15 protein-coding genes and 1 other RNA gene are annotated in these 12,691 nt (G+C 61.5%); 9 read left to right on the top strand and 7 right to left on the bottom strand.

The genetic code is table 11. From position 1 onward, the window contains the following. Positions 1 to 30: 30 nt before the first annotated feature. Together ACK3BK_RS20570 and ACK3BK_RS20565 are read right to left on the bottom strand one after the other, a co-directional pair. The gene (locus tag ACK3BK_RS20570) at positions 31 to 927 is read right to left on the bottom strand and encodes a GlxA family transcriptional regulator (RefSeq protein ID WP_172964850.1); all 897 of its coding nucleotides are present in this window, start codon (positions 925 to 927) and stop codon (positions 31 to 33) included. A gap of 282 nt (positions 928 to 1,209) precedes the next feature. After that, positions 1,210 to 2,250, bottom strand: coding sequence for an NADP(H)-dependent aldo-keto reductase (locus ACK3BK_RS20565; protein ID WP_411383190.1), 1,041 nt, complete (start codon positions 2,248 to 2,250; stop codon positions 1,210 to 1,212). Between the two features lie 257 nt (positions 2,251 to 2,507). Here ACK3BK_RS20565 and rplM point away from each other — a divergent pair, with 257 nt between their 5' ends. From rplM to ACK3BK_RS20530, 7 genes are all read left to right on the top strand, one after another. Continuing rightward, positions 2,508 to 2,936 carry a 50S ribosomal protein L13 gene (gene rplM / locus ACK3BK_RS20560; protein WP_054893988.1) on the top strand — a complete coding sequence of 143 codons (429 nt, stop codon included), beginning with the start codon at positions 2,508 to 2,510 and terminating at the stop codon, positions 2,934 to 2,936. 14 nt (positions 2,937 to 2,950) lie between these two features. Further along, entirely contained in the window at positions 2,951 to 3,343 is a 393-nt protein-coding gene (gene rpsI, locus ACK3BK_RS20555; RefSeq protein WP_054893989.1) for a 30S ribosomal protein S9, read from the top strand. 262 nt (positions 3,344 to 3,605) lie between these two features. Continuing rightward, entirely contained in the window at positions 3,606 to 4,199 is a 594-nt protein-coding gene (petA, locus tag ACK3BK_RS20550) for a ubiquinol-cytochrome c reductase iron-sulfur subunit (protein WP_054893990.1), read from the top strand. After that, positions 4,199 to 5,410, top strand: coding sequence for a cytochrome b (locus ACK3BK_RS20545; protein WP_054893991.1), 1,212 nt, complete (start codon positions 4,199 to 4,201; stop codon positions 5,408 to 5,410). Before petA ends, ACK3BK_RS20545 begins: the two co-directional genes overlap by 1 nt. Next, complete coding sequence (locus tag ACK3BK_RS20540) at positions 5,410 to 6,189, top strand: cytochrome c1 (RefSeq protein WP_054893992.1); 780 nt, start codon at positions 5,410 to 5,412, stop codon at positions 6,187 to 6,189. The genes ACK3BK_RS20545 and ACK3BK_RS20540 overlap by 1 nt, the downstream gene beginning before the upstream one ends. A 121-nt stretch (positions 6,190 to 6,310) precedes the next feature. Next, positions 6,311 to 6,934: a glutathione S-transferase N-terminal domain-containing protein gene (locus ACK3BK_RS20535; RefSeq protein ID WP_063546019.1), complete on the top strand. Its 624-nt coding sequence runs from the start codon at positions 6,311 to 6,313 to the stop codon at positions 6,932 to 6,934. Between the two features lie 10 nt (positions 6,935 to 6,944). After that, on the top strand, positions 6,945 to 7,379 hold the full coding sequence (locus ACK3BK_RS20530) for a ClpXP protease specificity-enhancing factor (RefSeq protein ID WP_186668066.1): 435 nt from the start codon (positions 6,945 to 6,947) through the stop codon (positions 7,377 to 7,379). A gap of 44 nt (positions 7,380 to 7,423) precedes the next feature. Here the strand turns inward: ACK3BK_RS20530 and ACK3BK_RS20525 are convergent, their stop codons facing one another. The 5 genes from ACK3BK_RS20525 to ACK3BK_RS20505 all read right to left on the bottom strand — a co-directional run bounded on the left by ACK3BK_RS20525 (position 7,424) and on the right by ACK3BK_RS20505 (position 11,171). Further along, the gene (locus tag ACK3BK_RS20525) at positions 7,424 to 7,642 is read right to left on the bottom strand and encodes a YgdI/YgdR family lipoprotein (RefSeq protein ID WP_186668064.1); all 219 of its coding nucleotides are present in this window, start codon (positions 7,640 to 7,642) and stop codon (positions 7,424 to 7,426) included. An 83-nt stretch (positions 7,643 to 7,725) separates the two neighbouring features. Further along, positions 7,726 to 8,304 carry a BON domain-containing protein gene (locus tag ACK3BK_RS20520; RefSeq protein ID WP_063546017.1) on the bottom strand — a complete coding sequence of 193 codons (579 nt, stop codon included), beginning with the start codon at positions 8,302 to 8,304 and terminating at the stop codon, positions 7,726 to 7,728. Further along, positions 8,301 to 8,894 (bottom strand): phosphoheptose isomerase, encoded by a 594-nt coding sequence (locus ACK3BK_RS20515; protein WP_054893997.1) that lies wholly within the window; start codon positions 8,892 to 8,894, stop codon positions 8,301 to 8,303. Before ACK3BK_RS20515 ends, ACK3BK_RS20520 begins: the two co-directional genes overlap by 4 nt. An 88-nt stretch (positions 8,895 to 8,982) precedes the next feature. After that, the gene (locus ACK3BK_RS20510; RefSeq protein WP_186668062.1) at positions 8,983 to 9,354 is read right to left on the bottom strand and encodes a YraN family protein; all 372 of its coding nucleotides are present in this window, start codon (positions 9,352 to 9,354) and stop codon (positions 8,983 to 8,985) included. After that, complete coding sequence (locus ACK3BK_RS20505; RefSeq protein WP_411383189.1) at positions 9,354 to 11,171, bottom strand: penicillin-binding protein activator; 1,818 nt, start codon at positions 11,169 to 11,171, stop codon at positions 9,354 to 9,356. The genes ACK3BK_RS20510 and ACK3BK_RS20505 overlap by 1 nt, the downstream gene beginning before the upstream one ends. A gap of 268 nt (positions 11,172 to 11,439) precedes the next feature. Between ACK3BK_RS20505 and rsmI the strand changes: the two genes are divergently transcribed. Together rsmI and rnpB are read left to right on the top strand one after the other, a co-directional pair. After that, entirely contained in the window at positions 11,440 to 12,234 is a 795-nt protein-coding gene (gene rsmI, locus ACK3BK_RS20500) for a 16S rRNA (cytidine(1402)-2'-O)-methyltransferase (RefSeq protein ID WP_189662345.1), read from the top strand. A 67-nt stretch (positions 12,235 to 12,301) separates the two neighbouring features. Next, positions 12,302 to 12,660, top strand: an RNA gene (gene rnpB / locus ACK3BK_RS20495) — RNase P RNA component class A. Positions 12,661 to 12,691: the final 31 nt, after the last annotated feature.

Here is a 12,691-nt window from a genome sequence, read left to right as displayed (position 1 = left end):
CCGCGCACCTGCCAGGGGTGGTTGGTGTTCTCAGGCCTCCTGCATGAACTGCTGCCGATACTGGTTCGGCGACAGTTCGGTGTGCTGGCGGAACAGCCGGGCGAAGAAGCTCGCGTCGTCGTACCCCACCTCATAACTGATGGTCTTGATGCTCTTGCGGGTGCTCGAGAGCAGGCCCTTGGCGGTCTCGATACGCAGGCGCTGCAGGTAGTGCAGTGGCTTGTCCCCGGTCGCGCTCTGGAAGCGGCGCATGAAGTTGCGGATGCTCATGCCATGGTTGCGCGCCACGTCCTCGAAGCGGAACTTGTCGGCGAAGTGCTCCTCCAGCCAGTGCTGGATCTGCAGGATGATCAGGTCCTGGTGCAGCTTCTGCCCGCCGAAGCCCATGCGCCCTGGCGTGTAGTTGCGCTGCACTTCGTAGAGGATGTCGCGAGCAACCGCCCGCGCCACGTTGGCGCCGCAGAAGCGCTCGATCAGGTAGATGTACAGGTCGCAGGCCGAGGTGGTGCCGCCGGCGCAGTACAGGTTGTCGGCGTCGGTCAGGTGCTTGTCCTGATTCAGGCGGATAGTGGGGAAGCGTTCGGCGAAGCTGTTGAAGAAACGCCAGTAGGTGGTCGCCTCCTTGCCATCGAGCAGGCCTGACTCGGCGAGCCAGAACACGCCGCTGGCTTCGCCGCACAGCACGGCGCCACGGGCGTGCTGCTCACGCAGCCAGGGGAGCACTTGCGGGTAGCGGGCGAGCAGGTTGTCGAAGTCGTCCCAGAACGCCGGGAGGATGATCACATCGGCGTCACCCAGGCCACTGTCGACGGGGAGTTGTACGTCGCTGAAGCTGTCCACCGGCTGGCCGTCAGGGCTCACCAGGTGAATCTCGAACATCGATTGCAGCCCCAGGCCCAGTTGCTTGCTGTAACGCAGGCTGGCCAGGTGGAAGAAGTCCTTGGCCTGCATCAGTGTCGAAGCGAACACTTTATCAATGGCCAGGATGCTGACGCGCCGCAACGACGCGGAGGGTTGGGTAAACATCATTGTCATTGTTCTTATAGGGTAGAGTGGTCAATCACCGGCTGGATCGTCTTATTTTTTGGCGATTGTGTCTACCCCGAAGAAATGCGCTGCCCTCTTCGCGGGCAAGCCCGCTCCCACAAGGCCTGTGATGAACCTTGTGGGAGCGGGCTTGCTCGCGAAGAGGGCAGTACATGATCACGCTCAAGGCGCCGGGTTTGGCTGCTGCTGGTGCAGTGCCTCGATCGCCGCCAACAGTTCGTCACTCAGCACCAGGTTGGCGCTGTCCAGGTTGCTCTGCAATTGCTTGAGATCGGTCGCCCCGATGATGTTGCTGGTCACGAACGGCTGGCGGGTGACGAATGCCAGGGCCATCTGCGCCGGATCCAGGCCATGCTCGCGGGCCAACTGCACGTAGCGGCTGCAGGCGGCCACGGTCTGCGGGTTGGAGTAGCGGGCGAAGCGGCTGAACAAGGTCAGGCGTGCCTTTTCCGGGCGCGCGCCGTTCTCGTACTTGCCCGACAGCATGCCGAAGGCCAGTGGCGAATAAGCCAGCAGGCCGCACTGCTCGCGGATCGCCACTTCCGCCAGGCCCACCTCGAAGCTGCGATTGAGCAGGTTGTAAGGGTTCTGGATCGACACTGCCCGTGGCCAGCCGCGGCTTTCGGCCAGGTGCAGGAACTTCATGGTGCCCCATGGCGTTTCGTTGGACAGGCCGATGTGGCGGATCTTGCCGGCGCGCACTTGCTCGTCGAGCACCTCCAGCGTTTCCTCCAGCGGCGTGAACAGGTCGTTGGGCAGGTGCTGGTAGCCCAGCTTGCCGAAGAAGTTGGTCGAACGCTCCGGCCAGTGCAGCTGGTAGAGGTCGATGCGGTCGGTCTGCAGGCGCTTGAGGCTTTCGTCCAGCGCGGCGACGATGTGCTGGCGGTTGTGCTTGAGCTGGCCGTCGCGGATATGGCTGATGCCGTTGCCGGGGCCAGCGACCTTGCTGGCGAGAATCCAGTCGTCACGGTCGCCATTGGCAGCGAACCAGTTGCCGATGATGCGTTCGGTGGCCGCGTAGGTCTCCGGGCGCGGCGGCACCGGGTACATTTCGGCGGTGTCGATGAAGTTGATGCCGGCGGCCTTCGCCAGGGCGATCTGCTCGAAGGCCTCATCCTGAACGTTCTGCTCACCCCAGGTCATGGTGCCCAGGCACAGTGCGCTGACGTTGAGGTCGGTACGGCCGAGCTTGCGGTATTCCATCGGAAGGCTCTCTGCTGGACAAAGAAACCATCAAAGCAGGTTGAAAATCTTTGCGCAATCTGGATAATGCTGGGCCTCTCCGTGTGGCGGAAGTGATGCACCACCACGCAGGAAGAACCCCGTCGATCATGGGCGTGCCCGACCCGAGCCCCCAAAAGCGTCCGTGCTCGGCTGCGCGCTTGCCCTTGGCAAGTTGTGCACTATCCAGTAAGATTCGCCGTCTATTTTTCGCTGGGCGGCCTCTGAGGCTTTAGAGAATGAAAACTTTTACTGCTAAACCGGAAACAGTAAAGCGCGAGTGGTTCGTAATCGATGCCGCTGGTCAGACCCTGGGTCGTCTGGCTACCGAAATCGCTACCCGTCTGCGCGGCAAACACAAGCCTGAGTACACTCCTCACGTTGACACCGGCGACTACATCGTCGTCATCAACGCCGAGCAGGTTCGTGTAACTGGTGCCAAGTCTTCGGACAAGATGTACTACTCCCACTCCGGCTTCCCAGGTGGCATCAAGGAAATCAGCTTCGAGAAGCTGATCGACAAGGCCCCTGAGCGCGTCATCGAGACCGCGGTCAAAGGCATGCTGCCGAAGAACCCGCTGGGTCGCGACATGTACCGCAAGCTGAAAGTGTACGCGGGTGCTACCCACCCTCACACTGCTCAGCAGCCTCAAGAACTGAAGATCTAACGGGATAGTTCATTATGTCGGCGACTCAAAATTACGGCACTGGCCGTCGCAAGACCGCAACCGCTCGCGTTTTCCTGCGTCCGGGTACTGGTAACATTTCCATCAACAACCGTCCTCTGGACACTTTCTTCGGCCGCGAAACCGCTCGCATGGTTGTTCGCCAGCCGCTGGAACTGACCGAGACCGTTGAGAAGTTCGACATCTACGTCACCGTCGCCGGTGGTGGTGTCAGCGGTCAGGCCGGTGCTATCCGCCACGGTATCACCCGCGCTCTGATGGAATACGACGAAACCCTGCGTGGCGCTCTGCGTCGTGCTGGCTACGTCACCCGCGACGCTCGTGAAGTCGAGCGTAAGAAAGTGGGTCTGCGTAAAGCGCGTAAGCGTCCTCAGTACTCCAAGCGTTAATACCGCTTCGGCAGTCGAAAAAGCCCGGTTCCTTGGAACCGGGCTTTTTTTATGTCTTGAACTAACCTGTCAGCATGTCCGGGCCGAGTTGCCACATAGACGCAGATCAAGCAAAGCGAGGGTTGTAGCCCGAACCAGGGGTAATCACCTTGTCAGTGTGTGGATTTGTTTCTTACCATGGCGGCCAATTTTTAGCGCCACAGACATTACTAATAGACGCCTGATCCAGCGGGCGAGAAGAAAGCTGATGGGAGAGGACTGAATGAGCAATGACGGCGTCAACGCAGGCCGGCGCCGCTTCCTCGTAGCTGCCACATCCGTGGTGGGGGCTGCGGGGGCAGTGGGGGCTGCGGTACCGTTCGTGGGGTCATGGTTCCCCAGTGCCAAGGCGAAAGCCGCTGGGGCACCGGTGAAGGTCAACATCGCCAAGGTTGAGCCCGGGCAGCAGATGGTTGCCGAATGGCGCGGTCAGCCGGTGTTCATCGTGCGACGAACGCAAGAGATCCTCGGCAATCTGAAAAAGATCACTGCAGACCTGTCCGACCCCGAGTCCAAGGCTTCGGTGCAGCCGACCTACGTCGATCCCGAGGTCCGCTCGATCAAGCCGGAAATCCTCATTCTCGTTGGCTTGTGCACCCACCTGGGGTGCTCGCCGACTTTCCGTCCGGAAGTCGCCCCCGCCGATCTCGGTCCGAAGTGGGTCGGTGGCTATTTCTGCCCTTGCCATGGCTCGCACTATGATCTGGCGGGTCGCGTCTACAAGTCGCAGCCAGCCCCGCTCAATTTGCCAGTGCCGCCGCACTCGTACGAGTCGGACGACATCATCGTCATCGGCGTCGATCAGGAGAACGCATGATGAGCAAGTTCATGGACTGGATTGATGCTCGCTTCCCCGCCACGAAAATGTGGGAAGATCACCTGAGCAAGTATTACGCGCCCAAGAACTTCAACTTCCTGTACTTCTTTGGCTCCCTCGCGTTGCTGGTGCTGGTCAACCAGATCGTCACGGGGGTCTGGCTGACCATGAGCTTCACGCCCTCGGCAGAAGAGGCCTTCGCCTCGGTCGAGTACATCATGCGCGATGTCGAGTACGGCTGGATTCTGCGCTATCTGCATTCCACCGGCGCCTCGGCGTTCTTCATCGTGGTCTACCTGCACATGTTCCGCGGCTTGCTCTACGGCTCGTACCAGAAGCCGCGTGAGCTGGTATGGCTGTTCGGCATGCTGATCTACCTGGCGCTGATGGCCGAGGCCTTCATGGGTTACCTGCTGCCCTGGGGGCAGATGTCCTACTGGGGCGCCCAGGTGATCATCTCGCTGTTCGGTGCCATCCCGGTGATCGGCGATGATCTCACTCAATGGATCCGTGGTGACTACCTGATCTCCGGCATCACCCTGAACCGCTTCTTTGCCCTGCATGTGGTGGCGCTGCCGATCGTCATTCTCGGGCTTGTGGTGCTGCACATCCTGGCACTGCACGAGGTGGGCTCGAACAACCCGGACGGTGTCGACATCAAGAAGCACAAGGACGAGAACGGCGTACCGCTGGATGGCATTCCCTTCCACCCGTACTACACCGTCAAGGATATCGTCGGGGTCGTGGTATTCCTCTTCGTGTTCTGCGCCGTGGTGTTCTTCTTCCCGGAAATGGGTGGCTACTTCCTGGAAAAACCTAACTTCGAGCAGGCCAACGCCTTCAAGACCCCCGAGCACATTGCGCCGGTGTGGTACTTCACGCCCTTCTACGCGATCCTGCGGGCGGTGCCTGACAAGCTGTTCGGCGTCATCGCCATGGGCGCGGCGATCGCGGTGCTGTTCGTGTTGCCCTGGCTCGATCGCAGCCCGGTGCGCTCCATGCGCTACAAGGGTTGGTTGAGCAAGATCTTCCTGCTGGTGTTCTGCGTGGCCTTCATCATTCTCGGCGTGCTCGGTGTGCTGGCGCCTACGCCCGGACGGACCCTGCTGTCCCAGGTCTGCACCGTGCTGTATTTCGCCTACTTCCTGTTGATGCCGTTCTACACAAGGCTCGAGAAGACAAAACCGGTTCCGGAAAGGGTGACTGGCTGATGAAAAAGTTTATTGCGGTAATGTTCCTGGCATTGATGCCTGCCTTATCCTTTGCTGCCGAGCAGGGTGTGGAGCTGCAGAAGGTCGATATCGACCTGACCGACAAGGCCGCGTTGCAGGATGGCGCGCGCACCTTCGCCAACTATTGCATGGGTTGCCACAGCGCCAAGTTCCAGCGGTACGAGCGGGTTGCCGATGACCTGGGCATCCCCCACGAGCTGATGCTCGAAAAGCTGGTGTTCACGGGGGCCAAGATCGGCGATCACATGAAGATCGGCATGCAGCCCAGCGATGCCAAGACCTGGTTCGGTGCGGCGCCGCCTGATCTCACGTTGGTCGCCCGAGTGCGTGGCAACGATTGGCTGTACAGCTACCTGCACAGCTTCTACGAAGACAAGTCGCGCCCTTATGGGGTGAACAACAAGGTCTTCCCGAACGTGGGCATGCCCAACGTGCTGGTCGGGCTGCAGGGCAACCAGGTGATTGGCTGCAAGCAGATCCAGACAGTGGTCGACGGCAAGAAGCAATTCGACCCGCTGACTGGCAGTCCGTTGACCCATGAAGCCTGTGACCAGCTGACCATCGAGCCGAAATCCGGTACCCTGACGCCCGAGCAGTTCGACGAGAAGGTCAAGAACCTGGTGACCTTCCTGGCCTATTCGGCCAACCCGGTCAAACTGGAAAGTCAGCGCATCGGCACCTATGTCCTGCTGTACCTGGCTTTCTTCTTCGTGTTCGCCTACTTGCTCAAGCGCGAATACTGGAAGGACGTGCACTGATCACGCAGTAGTTTCTGGTAGTTGAACGCGCCCTGGGGTGCTCCTGCGCAATCGCGAGGAGCCTCCCAGGGCGCGTTTGCATTTGCAGTTTCACAAGCATCCCCATGCGAGGAGGAGCTACATGGGCGCGACCAACAGGTTAGCCTGCTATTCCGACCCCGCTGACCATTATTCTCATCGGGTACGCCTCGTTCTCGCCGAGAAGGGCGTCAGTGTGCAGATCATCGACGTCATCGCCGATCGTCTGCCGCCCAAACTGATCGAAGTGAATCCCTATGGCAGCGTTCCAACCCTGGTCGATCGCGACCTGGCGTTGTACGAATCGACCGTGGTGATGGAATACCTCGAGGAGCGTTATCCTCATCCGCCGCTGATGCCGGTATACCCGGTGGCGCGCGGCAACAGCCGTCTGCTGATGCACCGTATCCAGCGTGACTGGTGTGCACTGGCCGATGTCATTCTCGATCCACGCGCCGCCGAAGCAGCGCGTGGCGAGGCGCGCAAGTCGCTGCGCGAGAGCCTGACCGGTGTCTCGGCGCTGTTCGGCGAGTTTCCCTGCTTCATGAGCGAGGAGCAAAGCCTGGTCGATTGTTGTCTACTGCCCATACTCTGGCGATTGCCGGTACTGGGTATCGAGCTGCCGCGGCAAGCCAAGCCGCTGCTGGATTATATGGAGCGACAGTTCGCCCGCGAGCCTTTCCAGGCGAGCCTGTCTGCTGCTGAACGTGAAATGCGCAAGCTTTAAGGAGCCGTTGATGAACTCCAGTCGCCCCTATCTGGTTAGAGCACTGTACGAGTGGATCGTCGACAACGATTGCACCCCCCATATGCTGGTCAATGCCGAGTATCCGGCGGTCCAGGTGCCCCAGGGATTTGCCAGCGATGGCCAGATCGTCTTGAACATCTCGCCCAGTGCCGTGCGTAACCTGCACATGGACAACGAAGCGGTGAGCTTCGAGGGGCGGTTCAGTGGTGTAGCTCATTCGCTCTATGTGCCAGCTGGCGCAATTCTGGGTATCTATGCCCGTGAGAATGGCCAGGGCATGGTGTTCGAGCTGGAGCCGCCGTTGATGGGAGGCGAAGAGCTCGATGAGGAAGAAGGCGTCGAGCCTGATGATGATGGCCCGCCGGAAGGTGGTGGCCAGCCGCCGCGACCGACTGGACGACCGAGCTTGAAAGTGGTCAAGTAACAAAAAAGGCGATCCAGATGGATCGCCTTTTTTTCAAGTTCGGATTACAGGTCCTTGATGGAGCGGACCTGATCCTTGTTGATACGGGTCGGCTTGCCATCGAGCTGCTTGAATTCATAGAAGCCGGAGTCACGGTCGAACTTCGGCGTGTCGGTGGTCTGCAGCTCGCGGCCATCGTTGAGGGTGATCACGCTCGGGGTGGAGCAGCCGGCCAGGGTGGCGAAGGCAGTAATGGCCAGGAGGGACAGCAGGGACTTCTTCATGGGTACTTCCTGAGAGTGTGAGGGTAATGCATGCCGTTGTCTGCGGTGCCCCAGCGCCGAGGCTGGGGGGGCCGCTGGCAGTGTTAGTCGATGTACTCGAACAGCTTGACGATTTTCTGTACGCCAGACACACCCTGAACCACGTTGGTGGCAGCGTTGGCTTCCTGCTGGGTGACCAGGCCGAGCAGGTAGACGATTCCGTTCTCGGTGATCACCTTGATGCGTGAGCTGGGAACGTTGGCATCACCGATCATCTGGGTCTTGATCTTGGTGGTCAGCCAGGTGTCGTTGTTGCGTGCCAGGATCGACGAGGGCTGCATCACCTGCAGCTCGTTATGCACCTTCTTGACCCGTTGTACCTGGCCGGCGGTCTGCTCGGCGAGGCTCTTGAGGTCGGCGCGCGGCGTTTGACCGGCGAGCAGCACGATGCCGTTGTAGCTGCTGACGACGATGTGCGAGCCCTTGTCCAGGTCGGGGCTTGCCTTGGCGACGTTGACCGAAACCTTGGTTTCGATCAGCGAATCGTCGATCTTGCTACCGATGGTGCGGGTGCCGCGATCATCTTCGATCGGCGAGTTGCGGGTCGAGGTCAATACCGAGCTGCAACCGGAAATACCGAGGCACAGGGTCAGGGCCATGAGGCCGAGGCGCTTGGGGATCATTCTTCACTCCCGAACAGTTGGCTGTCGATCAGATCGCACAGGCAATGGATCGCCAGCAGGTGGACTTCCTGGATACGCGCAGTGACCGTGGAGGGGACGCGGATCTCCACATCCTCGGGCAGCAGCAGCGAAGCCATACCGCCGCCGTCACGTCCGGTCAATGCTACGACAATCATTTCACGATCATGTGCGGCCTGGATCGCCTGGATCACGTTGGCCGAGTTGCCGCTGGTGGAGATCGCCAGCAGTACGTCGCCGGGTTGGCCCAGGGCGCGGATCTGCTTGGAGAAGACTTCGTTGTAGCTGTAGTCGTTGGCGATCGAGGTGATGGTCGAGCTGTCGGTGGTCAGGGCGATGGCTGGCAGGCTCGGACGCTCGCGCTCGAAGCGGTTGAGCAGTTCCGAGGAGAAATGCTGGGCGTCGCCCGCCGAGCCACCGTTGCCGCAGGCGAGCATCTTGCCCTCGTTGAGCAGCGCGTTGACCATGACCAGGCTGGCCTGCTCGATGTGCGGTGCCAGGATGTCCATTGCCTGTTGCTTGGTATCGATGCTGGCCTGGAACAGCCGGCGAATTCGGGATTGCATGTCCATCTGGTGTGACCTTAAGTGCGGCGGAGGCCTGCGCGACGCGCGACAGGGGCCAGCCCGCGAAACATAGAGCAAAGAAATCGGAATGGGTTCAGCATTCGAAGGCGTTTTTCAGCCATTGAAGCGGCCGACCTGCATGGTGGCTGCCCTGCAGGGCGACTACGTCGAAGCGGCAGGGGTGATCGGCCCAGCGGGACTCCTTCAGCAGGAACAGGTTGGCGGCAAGCGCCAGGCGTTTCTGCTTGCGCGCGTCGATACTTTCGAGCGCTCCGCCGAAATCCGCGTGCAAGCGGTAGCGGACTTCGACGAATACTACTGTATCGGCGTCGAGCATGACCAGATCAAGCTCGCCTCCCTTGCATCGCCAGTTACGCGTCAGCAGTTGCAGGCCTTGCCCTCGAAGATACTCGAGGGCCTGGTTTTCTGCCGCGAGCCCGGCGCTTGTGGGGGAGGCGTCGGGCATCAGCGTGCAGTATCCGGCAGGCGCTTGACCTGACCGTCGGAGAATTCGGCCCATGGCAGTTGGCGTTCGATACGCTGGTTGGCGTTGATGCTCAGGCTGCCGGACAGGCCCTCGACGCGGTTGTCAGGCAGCGCCTTGAGCTGGCCCAGGCGTGGCGCCAGGCTGTAGGCATCGACACCCATGGCGTACAGGCGACCCAGGCTGCCGGCAGCTTGAGGCCACTGCTGCACGACTTGCTGACGCAGGCTGTTGGTGTTGTCCAGCAACCAGGGGGTTTCGCAGAAGCGGATGCCGTTCATGTCGTTGTACTGGTTCACGTCACCACTGGCGCTGTAGAGGTTGGAGGTGGCGTAGACCGGTACGTCACCCGCGTACTGGAAGTTGAGGGTCGGCTTGATCTGCTGGGCCTGCTGCGGGGTGGCGGCGAGGAAGATGAAATCGATGTCCTGGCGACGCGATGGTTGTGCGGCGACATTACCACCCACGGCGCTCTGCAGGCTCTTGGCACGACCTTCGCTCTGGCGCAGCTGGAACAGGTCGGCGATTTGTTGGGCCAGGGCCACCGGCTGGGCGATGCGCTCGGCAGCGAGCAGGGTGCCGCCGTTGCCTTCCCAGTCCTGGCGGAAAGCTGCGAGCACGCGGTCACCCCATTCGCCGCTCGGCACCAGGGCCACGGCGCGGACCAGGCCGTCTGCGCGGGCACGGCGAGAGACTTCGCGAGCTTCGTCCTCGGCGGCGAGGCCGAACTGGAACAGTTGTGGTGGCGATTTCTGCCCGGCCTCGGCGTAGTTCAGTGCCAGGGTGGTGATGGGCAGTTGCGGGTAGTCGGCGAGTTTCTTCACCAGTGGTTTTTCGAGCGGACCGATCACTAGCTGTACGCCGGCCGCCTGGGCCTGGCGATAGAAGTCGTCCAGCGAGGTGAGGCGCGAGCTGTCGAAAACCTGAACCGCCGGCGCTGGCTGGCCGGATTGCTGGGCCTGGAAATGGGCTGCCATGAAGCCGTCGCGCAGCGCGCGGGCTACACCGGCGAGCGGGCCTTCCTGTGGCAGCAGCAGGGCGATCTTGGTCAGCGGCTGGCTGGCCAGTTGCTTGAGCTTGACCAGTGCGTCAGGCAACTGCTTGGCGGCCGGATGATCGGCATGTTGCTGGCGCCAGCTGTCGATGGCGGCCTGTTGCTGCTCCAGGGTGCCGGCGCTCTTGACCGCCAGGGCCAGGCTGGTCCAGCCGGCGAGGGTCGGGTTGCTGGTTGGTTGCTGCAGCTGGTCGGCGGGCAGCGAGGCTACCAGCGACCAGATGGCATCGTTGTTCTTGGTTGCGTCCGGGCCGCTGAGCAGCGGAGCCAGCAAGATGCGCTGCTGGGCCGCAGGAAGGGCCTGGCCGTCGGCTTCGAGGGCTGCGGCATGCACGCTGTAGGTGCGTACCTGCTGCTCTTCGGGGAGCTCGCCGACGCGTCGCAGGCTCGGGTGCGACAGGGCGCCGAGGGCGGCCTTGGGCTGGTTGCGGCTCATCGCCAGCTCGGCAGCCAGGGTGCTGGCGAACACCTGTTGGGCGGGTTTGAGCGTGTCCAGTGGAGCCTGCTCGAGGATGCGTGCGGCGCGTGGGAAGTCCTTCTGCCGGTAGGCCATGTCGGCGGCGCTCAGGCGCAGCAGCGCGGCGTCTTCGGCGGACTTGCTGGAAGCCGCCTTCTCGAGCAGTTGCTCGATGCTGGCGTCCGGGGTGCGTGGCAGTTCGCCCAGGCTGGATGAGGGCGAGCTGGCGCAGGCTGCCAGCAGGGCAGCGAGACAGAGGGCTGTGAGCAGCCGCAGGCAAGCGATCATGTAAGGGTCCTGTTACTCGATCAAGTTGGCCGGCAATTGTACCCAAGCGCTGGCCGGGGCGCGATCTTGCTGACGCTGATCCTTCACTATAGGTCGCATGTCAGGGGATGGCGGCCAAGTTCTTTGCGCCTTGTTGCGGGCGCTCGGGCTACAATGGCGCCTTTGATCGGCAAGGCAGGTGTGTGCAGTGACTGATGTTGCAGGGGTTCCAAAATCCATAGCGGGTACGCTTTACGTCGTTGCGACGCCCATCGGCAACCTCGACGACATGAGCGCCCGAGCACTCAAGGTGCTGGCCGGCGTGGCGCTGATCGCCGCCGAGGATACCCGCCACTCGGTGCGTCTGCTGCAGCATTTCGGCATCGAGACGCCGCTGGCGGCCTGCCATGAGCACAACGAGCGCGACGAAGGCAGTCGCTTCATTACGCGCTTGCTGGCGGGTGACGATGTGGCGCTGGTGTCCGACGCCGGCACGCCGCTGATTTCCGATCCGGGCTATCACCTGGTGCGCCAGGCGCGGGCTGCCGGGGTGAAGGTGGTGCCAGTGCCAGGGGCGTGCGCGCTGATCGCTGCGCTGTCGGCGGCGGGGCTGCCCTCTGATCGCTTCATTTTCGAAGGCTTCCTGCCAGCGAAGGCTGTCGGGCGCCGTGCGCGTCTGGAGCAGGTCAAGGAAGAACCTCGGACCTTGATCTTCTATGAAGCGCCGCATCGTATCCTTGAGTGCCTGGAAGACATGGAGGCGGTATTCGGCGGTGAGCGCCCGGCTGTACTGGCGCGAGAGCTGACCAAGACGTTCGAGACGCTCAAGGGCTTGCCGCTGGCCGAGTTGCGCGCCTTTGTCGCAGCTGACGCCAATCAGCAGCGTGGTGAGTGCGTGGTGCTGGTGGCGGGCTGGAGTGCGCCGCAAGACGACCAGGCGATCAGTAGCGACGCCATGCGTGTATTGGATCTGTTGCTGGCAGAATTACCGCTCAAGCGGGCGGCAGCATTGGCGGCGGAAATTACCGGGGTGCGTAAGAATCTTCTTTATCAAGCAGCGCTGGATAAACAGAAAAGCCATTAATGGCGTAATGATATTATTTGCGGTATTGCTTGTTCTTGATCGCGCCTGCCGTTACCCTTGTCGGCGGAGAGTCGATCGGACAGTCGCTGCCTGTTTTTGTTCCGCAAATCAGGGGGAGGAAAGTCCGGGCTCCGCAGGGCAGAGTGCCAGGTAACGCCTGGGAGGCGCGAGCCTACGGAAAGTGCCACAGAAAACAACCGCCTAAGCACTTCGGTGCCGGTAAGGGTGAAAAGGTGCGGTAAGAGCGCACCGCACGGCTGGCAACAGTTCGTGGCTAGGTAAACCCCACTCGGAGCAAGACCAAATAGGGTTCCATACGGCGTGGCCCGCGTCGGAACCGGGTAGGTTGCTAGAGGCGTCCAGTGATGGCCGTCGTAGAGGAATGACTGTCCTCGACAAAACCCGGCTTACAGATCGACTCTCCACCCCCCTCTCTTCCTGCTTGAATCGATAGCAG

Origin of the sequence: Pseudomonas sp. L7 (assembly GCF_046605565.1) — a bacterium.
GTDB classification, from domain to species: Bacteria; Pseudomonadota; Gammaproteobacteria; order Pseudomonadales; family Pseudomonadaceae; genus Aquipseudomonas; species Aquipseudomonas wayambapalatensis.
This window is presented reverse-complemented; position numbering and strand designations above follow the sequence as displayed.